The following is a 16706-nucleotide window of genomic DNA, read 5'->3' as shown; positions in this document are numbered from 1 at the left end:
TTATTAGGACATATAGGTGAAAATGAAACATACTCCCCTGTTTTATTCAATTTAGCGACAAACAACAGATATTTTGAGGCGAAAAAAAGTCGTCCCAATGGACGACTTTTAGCCTTCGGGCTGCGTGCGCTTGCAAGCGCACGCTGGATGATGCCCGGCGATCTTGAAGATTAGTTTTTGCTTTGATCAACCAGTTTGTTTTTAGCAATCCAAGCGCACTCGTAGGCGTAAAAAAAGTCGTCCCAGTGGACGACTTTTAGACTTCGAGCTGCGTGCGCCTGTGAGCGCACGCTGGATGATACCCGGCGATCTCAGCAATTAGTTTTTGCTTTGATCAACCAGTTTATTTTTCGCAATCCAAGCGCACTCGTAGGCGTAAAAAAAAGTCGTCCCAGTGGACGACTTTTAGCCTTCGGGCTGAGTGCGCTTGCAAGCGCACGCTGGATGATGCCCGGCGATCTTGAAGATTAGTTCTTCGATTGATCAACCAATTTGTTTTTCGCGATCCAAGGCATCATCGCACGCAGTTTTGCGCCGACTTCTTCGATCTGATGTTCTGCAGTCAGGCGACGACGGGAAATCAAGGTAGGCGCGCCTGCTTTGTTTTCCAGGATGAAGCTCTTCGCGTATTCACCAGTCTGAATATCTTTCAGGCATTGGCGCATCGCATTTTTGGTGTCTTCAGTCACAACGCGTGGGCCCGTCACGTATTCGCCGTATTCTGCATTGTTAGAAATCGAGTAATTCATGTTAGCGATACCGCCTTCATAGATCAGATCAACGATCAGCTTCAGTTCATGCAAGCATTCAAAGTACGCCATTTCAGGTGCATAACCAGCTTCGACCAGCGTTTCGAAACCAGCCTTAATCAGTTCAACCGCACCACCGCACAACACAGCCTGTTCACCGAACAAGTCTGTTTCTGTCTCTTCGCGGAAGTTGGTTTCGATGATACCGGCACGGCCGCCACCATTCGCCATTGCATACGACAAAGCGATGTCGCGGGCAGAGCCGGATTTATCCTGATAGACAGCGATCAGGTGCGGCACGCCGCCACCTTGAGTATAAGTACCGCGTACGGTGTGGCCTGGTGCTTTCGGAGCGATCATGATGACGTCCAGATCAGCGCGTGGCACAACTTGTCCGTAGTGAACGTTGAAGCCATGTGCAAACGCAAGTACCGCGCCTTGCTTGGCGTAAGGTGCAACGTTTTCGTTGTACACCTGAGCGATATTTTCATCCGGCAGCAAAATCATGATGACGTCAGCAGCTTTCACTGCTTCATTGACTTCTGCCACTTTCAGGCCAGCGCCTTCGGCTTTAGACCATGATGCGCCGCCTTTACGCAAAGCGACTGTCACGTTACAACCGGAGTCGTTCAGGTTTTGAGCGTGTGCGTGGCCTTGTGAACCATAACCGATGATAGCAACGTTTTTACCTTTGATCAGGGACAGATCACAATCTTTATCGTAGAAAACTTTCATTTTTTATCCTATTTAATTTGAATGATTTTTATATGCCAGAGGCAGATGAATACTTGCTTATACCTTGAGGATGCGTTCGCCGCGTCCTATACCTGAACCACCTGTTCTGACAGTCTCCAGAATTGACGCACGATCGATGGAATCAATGAATGCATCCAGCTTACTTTTGTTACCCGTCAATTCTATGGTGTAGGTTTTTTCGGTCACGTCAATGATGCGGCCGCGGAAAATATCTGCCGTACGCTTCATTTCTTCGCGTTCTTTACCCACTGCCCTTACCTTAATTAGCATCAGTTCACGCTCGATATGAGCGCCTTCTGTCAGATCAACCACCTTCACCACTTCGATCAGACGGTTCAGGTGTTTTGTGATCTGCTCGATGATGTCGTCCGAACCACTGGTGACGATAGTCATACGGGACAAGGTCGAGTCTTCGGTCGGCGCGACCGTCAGCGTCTCAATGTTGTAACCACGGGCAGAGAATAATCCGACCACACGGGACAAAGCACCGGCTTCATTTTCCAGAAGGATGGAGATAATGTGTCTCATATCACAGATCCTCCGAGCCAAGCAGCATTTCAGTCAGGCCCTGACCCGCCTTCACCATAGGCCAGACGTTTTCAGTCTGATCGGTAATGAAGTTCATGAACACCAGTCTGTCTTTCATTGCGAACGCCTCACGTACGGCACCATCAACGTCTGCAGGATTTTCAATTTTCATGCCGACGTGACCATAAGCTTCCACCAGTTTGGTGAAGTCCGGCAGTGAATCCATGTAAGACTCGGAATAACGTGAACCATAATCAATTTGCTGCCACTGTCTGACCATGCCGAGGAAGCGGTTGTTCAACAGGATGATCTTGGGTGTCAGGTGATATTGCTTACAGGTCGCTAATTCCTGAATACACATTTGTATCGAGGCTTCGCCGGTAATACATGCGACGGTCGCATCCGGATTCGCCATCTGTACGCCCATCGCGTAAGGGAGCCCGACGCCCATCGTTCCCAGGCCACCGGAATTAATCCAGCGACGTGGCTTATCGAAACGATAGTACTGTGCTGCCCACATCTGGTGCTGGCCCACGTCGGAAGTCACAAAGGCATCGCCATTGGTTACTTCCCAGACTTTTTCAACCACAGATTGTGGCTTGATCAGCTCAGAAGACGGTGTGTATTTCAGACATTCGCGGCCACGCCACTCGTTGATCTGCTTCCACCATGCCGCCAGTGCCTTGGGATCAGGACGGGTCTCAACTGCGCTTAACTGCGACAACATCTCTTGCAATACGTCTTTGACATTACCAACAATAGGAATGTCCACTTTCACGCGCTTGGATATTGAAGAAGGGTCAATGTCGATATGAATAATTTTGCGCGTATTCGACGCAAAATGCTTAGGATTACCAATCACGCGGTCATCGAAACGCGCGCCGATCGCAATCAGCACGTCGCAGTGCTGCATCGCCATATTGGCTTCGTAAGTGCCGTGCATGCCGGGCATACCGACAAATTTTTCGTCACTGGCGCGATATGCACCGAGACCCATCAGCGTGTTAGTGCAAGGGAATCCCAGTTCATCCACCAGCTTGTTCAGTTCCGGGGAAGCATGCGCCAGAATAACGCCGCCACCGGTGTAGATCATCGGGCGTTCTGCCTGCAGCAATAACTGAACCGCTTTACGAATCTGTCCAGCGTGCCCTTTATCGACAGGTTTGTATGAACGCATTTCAACTTCACGTGGATAGCTGTAAGTCGTTTTGTGCATGCTGATATCTTTAGGAATATCGACCAGCACAGGACCGGGGCGTCCGGTTGTTGCGATGAAAAATGCTTTTTTGATCGTCTCTGCCAGATCCCGGACATCTTTGACCAGGAAATTATGTTTCACGCAGGGACGTGTAATACCTACCGTGTCGCACTCCTGGAAAGCATCCTGGCCGATAACAGCACTAGACACCTGTCCTGAGATTACCACCATAGGAATCGAATCCATGTAAGCAGTTGCCAGACCAGTCACCGCATTGGTAACGCCGGGTCCGGATGTGACCAGAGCCACGCCTACTTTATTCGAGGAACGTGAGTAAGCATCAGCAGCGTGAATTGCAGCCTGTTCGTGACGAACGAGGACGTGCTGAAACTTATCTTGTTTGTAGATTGCATCGTAGATATAAAGTACTGCGCCGCCCGGATATCCGAAAACATGCTCAATACCTTCTTCGGCAAGACACTTGACCAGTATCTCTGCGCCGGTTAATTCTGAACTCATTATGTTGTCCTTTCAAGGTCCATAGGAAATTGATCGGATGTTCTTTCCTGGCGAAACCGACATGCAAATCCGGCGAGCTGATATTCCTTTTTGTGCCGCGACATTTTCTTTTACACCCCCGTTGGGCGTGGTACCGGAAAATGCTTAAGGTACTCGTTCAATCAGTGTTAAGGCTTTACAACGACAAGTTTCTCACGCTTGTGGCATGGGTCAGAACAAACAGCTTCATTAAAGCGCACTTGCTGGCAATAACATTGTGGGTCATTCCTGACAAGTATTTGACACTCCGAGATTTTGAAGTGGACTTACACGGTAATGCGTTGCAGCATTTTGGTCAAGCAGAATTATTCCTTTCTGTTTTTATCCACGTTCTATTTCATCCTAAAAAATTCGTCGTATGACAAAATTTGGGACACGTAAGGCTATTTTTGCTAGGATATGCGCAATTTTAAAAGCAGGCAGCTTTTTAACGGCGAAGGCCGCTATTGATAAATAAAAGCACTATCACCATATGAATATCGCCACCAATGGCTGCTGATAAAGAATTATCGAATTTCCTCGAAAATGTAGAGAGACGTGCGTACAAGCATGCTGTCTACACGGTCAGGAACGAAGAATCAGCGCTGGACATTGTCCAGGAAGCAATGATTAAACTCTCTGAAAAGTATGGCGACAAGCCAGCAAATGAGTTGCCTATGCTGTTTCAGAGAATATTACAGAACACCATATTGGATTTTTTCCGGCGCGAGAAAGTACGGAATACCTGGGTCAGCCTGTTTTCCAGCATTATCCCCGGCAACAACAAAGATGATGATAACTTTGACTTGCTCGAAAGTTATGCTGCAGAAGAAGGTACGGAAGCCGCAGAATCGACTGCTGATAAATTAGAACGTGAACAGGTTCTGAATATTATTGATGATGAAATAAAAAAGCTGCCTGCGCGTCAACGGGAAGCGTTCCTCATGCGTTACTGGGAAGACATGGATGTCGCCGAGACAGCCGCAGCAATGGGCTGCTCAGAAGGCAGCGTCAAAACGCATTGTTCTCGTGCAACCCACGCACTGGCCGCCAACCTCAAGGCTAAAGGAATACAGTTATGAACTACTCAAAAGAATCAAGGGATCTGGATTTTGCCTACAAGGTAAAACGAGCTCTGAACGAATCAGCAGAAAACATTCCGTCTCCGGCAATGGAGAGGCTGGCGCAAGCGCGCAAGCTGGCTCTTGCCCGTAAAAAGCCGGAAGCAACGGTCAGCGTGTTCGCAGTCAAGAACGTCCTCGCCGGGGTGAATGGCTTTTCATCGCAAGGCATGGGTTCATGGTTTGGCAAAGTGGGATTAGTGCTTCCTATGCTGGCGCTGGTTGCCGGATTATTTGGTATTTACGAGTATGAACAGCAACAAAATATCAGCGAATTAGCGGATATTGATGCCGCTGTGCTCGTTGACGAGTTACCTCCCGCAGCCTATGTCGATACTGGTTTCAGCGCTTACCTGAATAAAGCGGAGGAGTAAACGTGGCGTTTTTCAACTTACGTCATTGCGCGTTTTTCCTGCTTATTGGTACCGGACTGCCTTTTGCACTGGCAGGCGGTAGCAGTGTTGTTCCGGCCTCAAAGCCGGCCGTCGCGCTTTTGGCACCGGCTGAACAGGCCAGACCATTGTGGTCGGAACTGAATCCGGCACAAAAGCAAGCTTTGGCACCTTTGGCAAGCGAATGGGACAAATTACCGGAAAGTCGTAAGAAAAAATGGCTGGAAATCAGTAATCGCTACGCGAAGATGAAGCCTGAGGAACAGGTCCGGCTTCAGGAAAGAATGCGCGAATGGCTGAAACTGACGCCCGAACAACGGATGGCAGCACGTGAAAATTTCGCCAAGAGCTCACTGGTGAAGCCTGAGCAGAAATCAGCTCAGTGGCAACAATATCAGCAGCTCAGCGCTGAAGAAAAACAACGTCTCGCACAAGAACATGCAAAGAAAAAAAGCGTGACCAATTTGTCGCCTGATCTGGTGAAAAATCCACAGATACTGGCACCGATCAAGCTGGGCCCCAAACCTCCGGCAAAGCCGGTAACGCCTGCGCCGGCATCGGCAGCAGTAATCGCCGCACCAGCGCCGGCTTCCGGCAGCGTACCGGCCGTCAGTGAACCTGCCATCGCTCCGGCTGCAGTTTCTGCATCCCAGGTCATCTCGAAATAATCTGTGAACAACGCTTTAACCACTCCTACCTTACGTCGCCGTTTGATTTGCATGGTCTATGAAGCTCTGCTGGTCTTCGGCATCGTGTTTGCTGCGGGTTTTTTGTTTGATGTCATCACGCAAAGCAAGCACGCACTGACTTTGCGTCATCTCCGGCAGCTCTGGCTGTTCGTCATTATCGGAATCTATTTTGTCTTTTGCTGGACGCGCAGCGGGCAGACACTTGCGATGCAAACCTGGCGCATCCGTGTCGCGGATACCGACGGTAAAAGGCTTCCCTTAATCAAGGCGATCGTCCGCTATTGCCTGGCATGGATGTGGTTTCTTCCTGCAATGGCAATCATCTACCAGCTTGGCCTCAAAGAATGGATGATGGTGATCGTTCTCGCGCTCGGTATCGCCGGCTGGGCTATGACGTCCCGCTTCGATGCAAATGGTCAATTCTTACACGATAAACTCGCTAAAACACGTTTATTCCACGTTTCTACTGAGAACGAGAAAATTGCCACGATGTAGAGAGAGGTTTTGCTGTTAAACAGAACGATGTTATTCTAATGAAATAATTTTTCGAGAAGAATCACATGCAACACAAAGCTCCTCGCCGTACCCGCGAACGCATCCTCGAACTTTCCCTCCGCTTGTTCAATGAATTTGGCGAGCCAAACATCACGACTACGGTAATTGCCGAAGAGATGAACATCTCTCCCGGCAATCTGTACTACCATTTCCGCAATAAAGACGATATTGTCAACTCCATTTTTACGCAGTTTGAGGCGGAAATTAATAAAAAGCTCGCCTTCCCCCAAGGCAGAAAAGCCAATATCCAGGATATCTGGACTTATCTGCACCTGACTTTTGAGTTGGTCTGGCGCTATCGTTTTTTCTACCGCGATCTGAGCGATTTACTGTCGCGCAACCGTAAGCTGGAACTCAATTTTAAAGAAATCCTGTCGCACAAAATCAAAGTCGCCACTGATCTCTGCCACGACTTGCGTGCCGACGGTGAATTCGAAGCAACCGATATGGATATAGATGCACTCGCGACCAACATGGTAGTAGTCGCCACTTACTGGCTGTCGTATGAATATGTGCGCAATCCGCGTAAATATTCAGAGCTGCAAACCATGTCAGAATCACTGGCGCGCGGCTGTTATCAGGTGATAGTACTGATCAGCCCTTACTTACGCGGCGAAACCAAACAGGTTTTTGAAAAAATGTCGCAGAATTATCTGCAAAAAATGAATCACTCATGAAAGCAATCTGCGTTTATTGCGGCTCAGCGGCAGGTATTCTGCCCGCCTATGCAGCGGGTGCCAGACAACTGGCAGCAAATCTGGTCAAACAACAACTGGGGTTGGTCTATGGCGGCGGCAACGTCGGCCTGATGGGCATCATCGCCGACGAAGTCATGCGACTTGGCGGAAACGTCACCGGCATTATTCCCAAAGCCCTGATGGATAAAGAAGTCGGTCATCGCGGTCTGAGCGAGCTGCACATCGTCAAAAATATGCATGAGCGCAAAGCCATGATGGCTGAATTATCAGATGGTTTTATTGCCATGCCAGGTGGCATAGGTACACTCGAAGAACTGTTCGAGGTCATGACCTGGGCACAACTGGGTTTTCATGACAAACCGATAGGCTTACTGAATGTCGAAGGCTTCTACGACGGTCTGCTGGCATTTTTAAAGAATACCCAGCAACAGGGTTTCTTGCGCTCCGCACATCTGGAGTTACTCTATTCCAGCAGTGATCCGGCAGAATTATTACAGCATTTCAGCACATATCAACCTGTACACGTACGCAAATGGGTAGATAAGCCGGACTTGTAATCCATCTCTGCTCAGTCACAGATGTGACGCAGTACAGTATCTGTGACTGAGAATACTTTATCATCCTTGCCCTGGCGAATGCGGTTTTCCGGGAAATACAGAGTAAAATGCCGCTTCGTCCGTTCTTTACGTGTTTATTTCAAAGCTATGAAATTCTCCAAGCAATTCTCCCTGTACGAATCTGAAGCAACCAGCTTTCTCAAAAGCTTAAAAACTGCGAATCCTAAGCTGGAACAGAGCCAGCGTGATGGCCGCGCGTTGTTGTGGGATAAAGCGCCAGTTGATCTGGAGATGCAAAAACGCAATCAGGAATCCCGCGTACCGCAACAAGCTTACGTTTACCAAAACAAAGGCTGAGATCCTGTCAGAGCACCCTGCTTGTGACCACTTCTGAACTCCCTTCGACAGAGTTACCTCTGGTCGGTGCCGTTGATAGCACGCCCGATGTCGTTGATGGCATGGCGTTTGCGCGACTGTACGGTGAGCCTCTATTCAAGCTGCCGAATGATTTATATATTCCGCCGGATGCGCTGGAAGTTTTTCTGGAAGCATTCGAAGGGCCGCTGGATTTATTGCTGTATCTGATCCGCAAACAGAATTTCAATATTCTCGACATTCCGATGGCGCAAGTGACCTTGCAGTATCTGAAGTACGTCGATCAGATTCGCGAACACAATCTGGAACTTGCAGCAGAATACCTGCTGATGGCCGCGATGCTGATCGAGATTAAATCGCGCATGTTGCTGCCATCAACCAAAAGCAATGCCGACGATGAGGCCGAAGATCCGCGTGCGGAATTGGTGCGGCGTCTGCTCGAATATGAACAAATGAAACTGGCCGCTTACGATTTAAATGCGATTCCGCAGTTAGGCCGCGATTTTTTACATGCGCAGGTATTCGTCGAGCAGAACACGGTATTGCACTGGCCACACGTGGAAGTCGCTGATATACAAGCCGCCTGGGCCGACATCATGAAGCGGGCAACGCTGGTCGCCCATCATAAAATCAGCCGCGAGGAACTATCGGTACGCGAGCACATGTCCGCTATTTTACGCAAGCTGCAATCGACTAAATTTGTCGAATTTTCCGAACTGTTCGACCCGTCCCGCGGCGCACCGGTGCTGGTTGTGAATTTTGTCGCCCTGCTCGAACTGGCAAAAGAAACACTGATAGAAATCACGCAGGCCGAAGCCTTCGCGCCCATCTACGTCAGACTCGCCTATTCGCCAGTCTGAGTATTGTTGATAACCGAAACATCACTCATTCATCATGAAAATCATTTCATCCATTGAAGAATTACGCGACCATCTCAGCGGTCAGTTACGCACAGCATTTGTGCCTACCATGGGCAATCTGCACGAAGGTCATCTGTCGCTGATGCGACTGGCGAAAAAACACGGCGACCCGGTGGTCGCCTCGATTTTCGTCAATCGTCTGCAATTCGGACCGAACGAAGATTTCGACAAATATCCGCGCACTTTCCAGGCTGACGTCGAAAAGCTGGAAAAAGAAGGCGTCTATATTTTGTTCGCACCGACAGAAAAAGATCTGTATCCGGAACCGCAGGAATTCCGCGTTCGTCCACCGGACGATCTCGGCAATATTCTCGAAGGCGAATTCCGCCCCGGCTTTTTCACTGGCGTGACCACGGTGGTGTTGAAATTATTCTCTTGCGTACAACCACGCGTTGCCGTATTCGGTAAGAAAGATTATCAACAGCTGATGATCGTCAGAAATATGAGCAAGCAATTTGCCTTACCAACCGAAATTATCGCAGCCGATACTTTCCGTGCCGAGGACGGCCTTGCCTTATCGTCGCGCAATATGTATCTGTCTGCCGAAGAACGGGCCGAAGCACCAGCGCTGTATCAGGCGTTGAATCAGGTTGCAGAAGAAGTCCGTGGCGGCCACCTGGATCTGTTTGAACTCGAACGTAAAGCGATGGCCGGCCTCACAAATCGCCACTGGAAACCGGATTACATCGCGATCCGCAAACGTGCTGATCTGCAGCCACCGTCGGCTGGCGATATCGCGCAAGGCGCGCCGCTGGTGGTGCTGGCAGCTGCGAAGCTCGGCAATACCCGTCTGATCGACAATCTGGAAATCTGATGACATCGCTGCGCATGCTGATAGGCAGCGTCTGCATACTGCCTGCACTGCTGGTCAGCGCCAGCAGTGTGGCGGCGGTCAGTGTCAAAGATGATGCTGATCGCACGATCACACTCAGCAAACCGGCGCAAAGAATCATCAGTCTGGCGCCGCATGCGACCGAATTATTTTTTGAAGCTGGCGCAGCAAAAAGCATCGTTGCCGTCAGTGATTACAGCGATTTTCCGGCGGCCGCAAAAGCATTACCGTCGGTAGGCAATGTCTTTGCCTTAGACCTGGAAAAACTGCTGGCCTTCAAACCTGATCTCGTTGTCGTCTGGGGCACAGGTAGCGGTAAATTGCTGGTCAACAAATTGCGCGACAATCACATCACCGTTTTTGAAAGCGAGCCACGCGATTATGAGATGGTAGCCACCTCGCTGGAACGACTGGCGATACTGGCTGGCACGCCTGCAGCAGGCAAAGCGGCCGCGGAGCAATTCCGTTTGCGGCTCGCCAACCTTCAGAAACAATATCAGAGCGCTCGCGAGAAACCTGTCAGTGTTTTTTATCAGGTCAACCGCAAGCCGCTGATGACGCTGAATGATACGCACATGGTCTCGGCAGCTATACGCTTATGCGGCGGCAAAAACGTTTTTGGTGCGCTGAAAGAAATCAGTCCCACCGTGTCAGTGGAAGCTTTGCTGGCAGCAAACCCGGACGCGATCATCACCGGTGGCAGCAACACCGACAGCCTGAATGAATGGCGGCAGTTTTCTGTGCTGACTGCAGCAAAGAAAAATCATCTGTACGCCGTCAATGGCGACTGGCTGAACCGCGCCGGGCCGCGCATACTCGATGGTACCGAGGCACTCTGCAAACACATTGCCGCAGCCAGAGAAAAATAAGACGTTGCGAAGGCAAGTTTGTCTGCGAGCTGACAGCCGATGTACTCTGTCGGTGTGCAAAAATAATTTGCTCTCAAGCATGATTCCGTCTTTGCGGGGATAATGCTTAGCTCAGCCGCTGTGCGGTTTTTTTCTGGATATGATACATGCGTAAAGGCATCTTCCTGGCAGGCTCGGCTTATATCGTCTGGGGCCTGTTTCCACTGTATTTCAAAGCACTGCAAAGCATTCCCTCTTTAGAAATTTTGATCCATCGCATGTTATGGTCGCTGCTGTTTTTAGCCGGCGTGCTCGCCTGGCGTCAGCAATGGTCATGGCTGAGCGCGGCTTTTCGTCAGCCGAAAGTGATTGCCGGTTTTACGCTCAGCGCCCTGCTCTTGTCGAGCAACTGGTTTATCTATATCTGGGCGGTCAACGATGGTCATGTGGTGGATGCGAGTCTGGGTTATTTCATCACGCCGCTGGTGAATATTCTGATTGGCTCGGCAGTGCTGCGGGAAAGGCTGCGTCCCGGTCAATGGCTGGCTGTTGCCTTTGCCGCGCTCGGCGTTGGCTGGCTGACCTGGCAGACCGGCCATCTGCCCTGGGTCGCCTTAGCGCTGGCGATCACCTTCGGCACTTACGGTTTATTGCGTAAAACCTCGGCGCTGGGCGCGCTGGAAGGCTTGTCGCTGGAAACAATTTTACTGTTTCCATTCGCTTTCGCTTATCTGGCCTGGCTGACTGTGCACGGGCAAAATGCGTTTATGACGCAAAACAGTCACATGCAGATACTGATCGCACTCAGCGGCCCGATCACGGCGATTCCGCTGTTACTGTTTGCAGCCGGTGCGCGCCGGATTCCGATGACGACACTCGGTCTGCTGCAATACATCGCCCCCAGCGTACAACTCTTACTCGGCATCTGGGTATTTCACGAAGCGTTTGATCACCATAAACTGCTCGGCTTTATCGCAATCTGGGCGGCGCTGCTGGTGTATTCGATGGAAGGCATGTGGATCAGCTTGGGAGCAAAAAAACAGGGAGTATGAGCCTGTTTGCATCAAATCTCAGCGTATTTGCTGGGGGTTTTAAGATACTCCCCCCGGTATATTTGAGGCAAAAAAGCACACCTGGTGTGCTTTTTTTTATGGTGCAAAACGATTCATGTTAAAGTAGCGCCTTCGCTAGGGGTCCTGGGAATTTTATTTCCGGGTGAGAGAGTCCCTTATACCTGATCTGGATAATGCCAGCGAAGGGAAGCGCAAAGTTCATGCCTCTGCCACGTCCTTTTGTGTACTCCCGCGCTGTACTTCATCGCAACCGAGAGTACAACATGAAAAAACCATCTGCACATCATCTTCATCCACGCCGCTTATCGCTGATCGCGCTTGCCGTGGCTCAGACATTCGCATGGAACACGGCGCACGCGCAATCGACTGAAAAAGAATTACCGGAAGTCGTCGTCAGCGGCAACCGCCTCAGCGATGCCAAAGCCGAGCGCACCAAAGCCGCCGGTTTTCTGGATACCGCACTGATCGAGACGCCGTTTTCGGTCACCGCATGGACAACGCTGCAAATGCAGGATTTGCGCATACGCCAGACCACCGATGCGATGAAATTTGATGCCAGTGTGAATGATGCCTATAACGCTGTCGGCTATGCCGAGCAATTCTCGATTCGCGGTTTTGCGCTGGATAATTCCAGCAGCTATCGCAAAGATGGTTTTGCGATTCCGGGCGATGCCTCGATCCCTTTGGAAAATAAAGAACGCGTTGAAATCCTCAAAGGTATTTCCGGATTTCAGTCTGGCTTTGCCACGCCGGGCGGCATCATTAATTACGTGACCAAGCGCCCGACTGCTTCCGCGCTGCGCAGCATTACCACGGAAATCTCTGAACGCGGCACCTTGTATGGCAGTGCCGATCTGGGCGGTATGAGCGCCGACCGTCAGTTCGGTTATCGCATCAATGCCGCCGGCGAACGCCTGCGCTCGTATGTCAAAGGAGCGAATGGTGAGCGTCAGTTCATTTCCGGTGCGTTCGACTGGCATTTGTCGTCGCAGGCTTTACTGCAACTCGATCTCGATTACCAGCACAAATCACAGCTCTCCGTGCCGGGCTTCCAGCTCACGAATGGCACCGATCTGCCGCGCAATATCAGCGCCGATATGATGCTGAATCAACAGCCGTGGGCAAAACCGGTCGATACCCGCAACACCAATGTGGGCCTGCGTTTTGAATACAAAATTAACGCTGACTGGAACGCCAGCTTTGCCGCCAATCAGCATGAATTCAAACGTGACGATTACACCGCATTTCCGTATGGCTGCAGTTCTACCAATCTGTTTCCCGGTTACTGCGCGAACGGCGATTACGATGTGTATGACTATCGCAGCCTGAATGAGTCGAAATCGATGACCGGCACGCAGGCACTGCTCAGCGGTAAATTTAGTACCGGCGTCTTTGCTCATGCATTCGCAGCGGGTTTATCGACTTCGCGCCGTAAAGATTATTTTGGCGATTACATTTACGACTTCGTTGGCACCAGCAATCTGTATAAGCCGGTCGCCGTTGCACCATCGCCAAATCAGCCTGGTGCGGCCAGCTTACGTCGTACCGATAAAGAATGGTCTGTCTTCGCGCAAGACATTATCAGCCTCAGCGACAGCTGGAAACTGCACGCCGGCGTGCGTCACCTGCATATAACACGCAGCCAGCTCGATAATCCCGGTTACGACCGCAATACCTGGGTATCGAATGCAGCGCTGGTGTATCAGCCTGTACAAACCATGTCTCTCTACGGTTCGTTTGCGCAAGGGCTGGAACATGGCGGCATTGCGCCTTTCGGTACCAGCAATCAGAATGTGATGCTAAATCCGGCACGTTCGAAACAACTGGAATTCGGGATCAAGAATGATCTGAGCCGCGATCTGAGCATCACTGCGGCTGTTTTCCGCATTCAGAAACCCCTCGAATACACAAACAGTGTCAACGTTTATGTACAGAATGGCGAAGCGCAACACACCGGACTGGAACTGTCAGCGCAGGGTAAGCTGAGTTCGCAACTGTACCTCGGCGCCAGCATCACCGCACTCGAAGCGAAACAGCAAGACACGGGAAATGCCGCGCTGGATGGCAAGCGCGTGTTGAACGTACCTAAGCTGAAATCCAGCATCTATGCCGACTACGCCGTGGCGCAAATCAAAGGTCTGAATCTGAATGCGAGCTGGCAATATTCCGGCAATAAAGCCTATTCCCCCGACAACGCAGTAATTGTGCCCGGCTACCAGGTCGTGAATCTGGGTGCGCGTTATGTGACCAGCGTAGGCGGCACCGCAACGACATTGCGCTTCAATATCGACAATGTATTCGATAAATTCTACTGGCGCGATGTCACGCAGTCCCTCGGCGGTTACTTGCTGCCGGGCGCCTCGCGGATTTACAAACTGTCTGCACAGTTCGACTTCTGATTCTGTGGTGTTGTATTTCGCGTCAGCCTGAACCGCACTGACGCGGTAAATAAGCGCGCCAAGAATCTCCGGCAACAACAACGACGATACGCCACGGCGATCGTCGTTTTTTTATTCGCAGACCGATTACCTCTCTGCCGGATTGACTCAATAGACGATGACCCGCCTCACATCGGCGGCCCAAGAGCATTTTTGACAAAAAAATACTGGGGGGAGTATTTTTTAACAGCCACTGTATTCAATGAGATAACAGCGAAAATTCAGCATACTCCCCGTTTTTTATACAAACACAGGCTGCGGGTACAGGGATTGCAGGGTGAGCGCAAACCAATGTGAAGATAGCGGAGTCTCAATCAACAGCACAAAGTGACTAAACAGGAAAATACTGGCTCACCTGTTTTTCAGCGCGATAAATCCAAAGTAAAGCGAAAAATGCGGACAAATTGTGTTTGTTGTTATTGCCATAATGTTGATATAAATCAAGGTTTTTATATTAACATAGTGTCTGATATTGAATTGATCGGTTTGATAGTCTGAATCGGTTTGGATAAAGTTACCCCATCTTTATCGAAAACAAGCGTAAAGCTGTCCTGATTTAAGCTGAATCAGTCAGTACAACTCGTGAACAATGAGGTGCTCTACCCTTGCGACCTCAGATCACTCAGAGTATCCCGGATTGGCCATACCTCGTTTAAGAAGAATTTCCGTTACCACGATAGGAAGAGACATGAAACTCAGCTTTCGCAGCAAACTTTATTTACCACTCATCATCAGTTGGCTTTGCCTGCTCGGTATCAGCACGGTCAACGTGTTGCAGAATAAAGCACATCGTTTTGAAGAGCGGCAGATTGCATTGCGCTTTGCGACTGACGTCGGCATGTCAACGGTCAAAGAATATGCTGCACTGGCAGATTCCGGCGCGATGCCGCTGGAAGAAGCCAAGAAACAGGCGCTGGCACGTCTCAAGGCGATGCGCTATGGCAAAGATGGTTACTACACCGTGATCAACTCGCACCCTACGGTGATTATGCATCCGATCAAAGCCGAACTCATCGGTAAAGATGTCACAGACTTTAAAGACCCTGGCGGTCAGTTTTTCTATCGCAATGTCGCCACCATTGCGAAAGGTGCAGGAGAAGGCTGGATAGAATATGTCTGGACCAAACCAGGTAATGCAGATCCTAAGCAGGTATTTCCCAAAGGCGCCTACGTTCTGACTTACAAACCGTGGGACTGGACTTTCATTACCGGCTTGTACCTCGATGACCTGACAGACGCGTTTATCAAGGATTTATGGAGTGCCGTCATCTTGCTGATCGGTATTGGTATCGTCCTGAGCCTCATCATCGTGGTTGTTGCACGTAATATTGAGCGCGCCATCGGTGGTGAACCGGAATACGCTGCCGACATCGCCAAAGGTATTGCTGCCGGCGATCTGACGGTCAATGTGGAAACCGGCGAAAACGATAAAGACAGCCTGCTGTTTGCAATGAAGACAATGCGTGACAGCCTCGCTAAAGTGGTCGGGGAAGTCCGCCAAAGTACCGATATGATCGCAACTGCTTCCAGTGAAATCGCTTCCGGCAATCTGGACTTGTCTGCACGTACTGAAGAACAGGCTAGTTCACTCGAAGAAACAGCGGCGTCCATGGAAGAGTTGACATCGACTGTCAAACAAAACGCAGAAAATGCACGTCAGGCGAATCAGCTGGTGCTGTCAACCGCAGACATGGCTGCCAAAGGTACCGATGCAGGAACAACGGTCGTCAATACCATGGGAGAGATTAACAACTCCTCCAAGAAAATTGTTGACATCATCAGTGTGATTGACGGCATTGCGTTCCAGACCAATATTCTGGCACTGAATGCGGCTGTTGAAGCCGCCCGCGCAGGTGAACAGGGACGCGGGTTTGCCGTCGTCGCCTCAGAAGTCCGCAATCTGGCACAACGCTCGGCAGCCGCCGCCAAGGAAATCAAGACGCTGATTGACGATTCCGTCGAAAAAGTAGAGCTGGGTTCTCAGCAGGTAGGCCAGGCCGGCGCAGCGCTGCAGGAAATTGTGAATGGTGTTAATCGCATCACCGATGTCATGAGCGAAATCACGGCTGCCAGCCATGAACAGCAATCCGGTATCGAACAGGTAAATCAGGCCATTATCCAGATGGATCAGGTTACACAACAAAATGCTGCACTGGTAGAACAGGCCGCCGCCGCTTCCGCCGCGATGCAAGAGCAGGCAAGAAATCTGGCGAGCGTGGTCAGCATGTTCAAGCTCGATGCGTCACAAAGCGCCGTCAGCGCTTCTTTTGCAACACCGCGCCCTGCCCCCGCGAAGGCAGTACCGCGTAACGCCGGTACGCGTCAGCCACAACCGCTGAAAAAAATTGCGGCCACGACAAAACGCGCGGAAACTGCAAAACCGTCAGCAAACAAAGAAAACTCAGACTGGGAAGAGTTTTAAGCATCCAGACATGCACTT

16 protein-coding genes and 1 riboswitch are annotated in these 16706 nt (G+C 50.5%); of the genes, 13 read left to right on the top strand and 3 right to left on the bottom strand.

All coding sequences use genetic code 11. From position 1 onward, the window contains the following. Positions 1 to 467: 467 nt before the first annotated feature. Genes ilvC through ACOTSW_RS08770 form a run of 3 tightly spaced genes read right to left on the bottom strand, consistent with a single transcriptional unit; the run spans position 468 to position 3750 of the window. Positions 468 to 1484, bottom strand: coding sequence for a ketol-acid reductoisomerase (gene ilvC / locus ACOTSW_RS08780; protein WP_423682227.1), 1017 nt, complete (start codon positions 1482 to 1484; stop codon positions 468 to 470). A 57-nt stretch (positions 1485 to 1541) separates the two neighbouring features. Then, positions 1542 to 2033, bottom strand: coding sequence for an acetolactate synthase small subunit (gene ilvN, locus ACOTSW_RS08775; protein ID WP_423682226.1), 492 nt, complete (start codon positions 2031 to 2033; stop codon positions 1542 to 1544). Position 2034: 1 nt separating this feature from the next. Then, a complete protein-coding gene (locus ACOTSW_RS08770) occupies positions 2035 to 3750 on the bottom strand; it encodes an acetolactate synthase 3 catalytic subunit (protein WP_423682225.1) in 1716 nt (571 codons plus the stop codon). 527 nt (positions 3751 to 4277) lie between these two features. On the opposite strand from ACOTSW_RS08770, the gene ACOTSW_RS08765 reads away from it, so the two are divergent. The 13 genes from ACOTSW_RS08765 to ACOTSW_RS08705 all read left to right on the top strand — a co-directional run bounded on the left by ACOTSW_RS08765 (position 4278) and on the right by ACOTSW_RS08705 (position 16688). Next, complete coding sequence (locus ACOTSW_RS08765; protein ID WP_423682224.1) at positions 4278 to 4850, top strand: RNA polymerase sigma factor; 573 nt, start codon at positions 4278 to 4280, stop codon at positions 4848 to 4850. Then, a complete protein-coding gene (locus ACOTSW_RS08760; RefSeq protein WP_423682223.1) occupies positions 4847 to 5263 on the top strand; it encodes a DUF3619 family protein in 417 nt (138 codons plus the stop codon). The genes ACOTSW_RS08765 and ACOTSW_RS08760 overlap by 4 nt, the downstream gene beginning before the upstream one ends. A gap of 2 nt (positions 5264 to 5265) precedes the next feature. Further along, positions 5266 to 5949, top strand: coding sequence for a DUF3106 domain-containing protein (locus tag ACOTSW_RS08755; protein ID WP_423682221.1), 684 nt, complete (start codon positions 5266 to 5268; stop codon positions 5947 to 5949). Between the two features lie 3 nt (positions 5950 to 5952). After that, positions 5953 to 6465, top strand: a complete 513-nt coding sequence (locus ACOTSW_RS08750; RefSeq protein WP_423682220.1) for an RDD family protein — start codon at positions 5953 to 5955, stop codon at positions 6463 to 6465. Between the two features lie 65 nt (positions 6466 to 6530). Then, on the top strand, positions 6531 to 7202 hold the full coding sequence (locus tag ACOTSW_RS08745) for a TetR/AcrR family transcriptional regulator (RefSeq protein ID WP_186885105.1): 672 nt from the start codon (positions 6531 to 6533) through the stop codon (positions 7200 to 7202). Further along, positions 7199 to 7780, top strand: coding sequence for a TIGR00730 family Rossman fold protein (locus tag ACOTSW_RS08740; protein ID WP_423682218.1), 582 nt, complete (start codon positions 7199 to 7201; stop codon positions 7778 to 7780). Before ACOTSW_RS08745 ends, ACOTSW_RS08740 begins: the two co-directional genes overlap by 4 nt. A gap of 147 nt (positions 7781 to 7927) precedes the next feature. Beyond that, the gene (locus tag ACOTSW_RS08735) at positions 7928 to 8137 is read left to right on the top strand and encodes a DUF3460 family protein (RefSeq protein ID WP_423682217.1); all 210 of its coding nucleotides are present in this window, start codon (positions 7928 to 7930) and stop codon (positions 8135 to 8137) included. A gap of 23 nt (positions 8138 to 8160) precedes the next feature. Continuing rightward, positions 8161 to 9015 (top strand): segregation and condensation protein A, encoded by an 855-nt coding sequence (locus ACOTSW_RS08730; RefSeq protein ID WP_423682216.1) that lies wholly within the window; start codon positions 8161 to 8163, stop codon positions 9013 to 9015. Positions 9016 to 9049: 34 nt separating this feature from the next. After that, positions 9050 to 9889 carry a pantoate--beta-alanine ligase gene (gene panC, locus ACOTSW_RS08725; protein WP_423682215.1) on the top strand — a complete coding sequence of 280 codons (840 nt, stop codon included), beginning with the start codon at positions 9050 to 9052 and terminating at the stop codon, positions 9887 to 9889. Continuing rightward, on the top strand, positions 9889 to 10776 hold the full coding sequence (locus ACOTSW_RS08720) for a cobalamin-binding protein (RefSeq protein WP_423682214.1): 888 nt from the start codon (positions 9889 to 9891) through the stop codon (positions 10774 to 10776). Before panC ends, ACOTSW_RS08720 begins: the two co-directional genes overlap by 1 nt. A gap of 146 nt (positions 10777 to 10922) precedes the next feature. Further along, positions 10923 to 11807, top strand: coding sequence for an EamA family transporter RarD (gene rarD / locus ACOTSW_RS08715; RefSeq protein ID WP_423682212.1), 885 nt, complete (start codon positions 10923 to 10925; stop codon positions 11805 to 11807). A 127-nt stretch (positions 11808 to 11934) separates the two neighbouring features. Next, positions 11935 to 12033: riboswitch (TPP riboswitch) on the top strand. Between the two features lie 58 nt (positions 12034 to 12091). Next, positions 12092 to 14227, top strand: coding sequence for a TonB-dependent siderophore receptor (locus ACOTSW_RS08710; RefSeq protein ID WP_423682210.1), 2136 nt, complete (start codon positions 12092 to 12094; stop codon positions 14225 to 14227). Positions 14228 to 14954: 727 nt separating this feature from the next. Continuing rightward, positions 14955 to 16688 carry a methyl-accepting chemotaxis protein gene (locus tag ACOTSW_RS08705; RefSeq protein WP_423682208.1) on the top strand — a complete coding sequence of 578 codons (1734 nt, stop codon included), beginning with the start codon at positions 14955 to 14957 and terminating at the stop codon, positions 16686 to 16688. Positions 16689 to 16706 lie beyond the last annotated feature (18 nt).

This window comes from Undibacterium sp. WLHG33 (assembly GCF_049544815.1).
In the GTDB taxonomy this organism is placed as follows: Bacteria; Pseudomonadota; Gammaproteobacteria; order Burkholderiales; family Burkholderiaceae_D; genus Undibacterium.
Note: the sequence above shows the minus strand (reverse complement) of the source record. Positions and strands in the feature narration are given on the sequence as shown.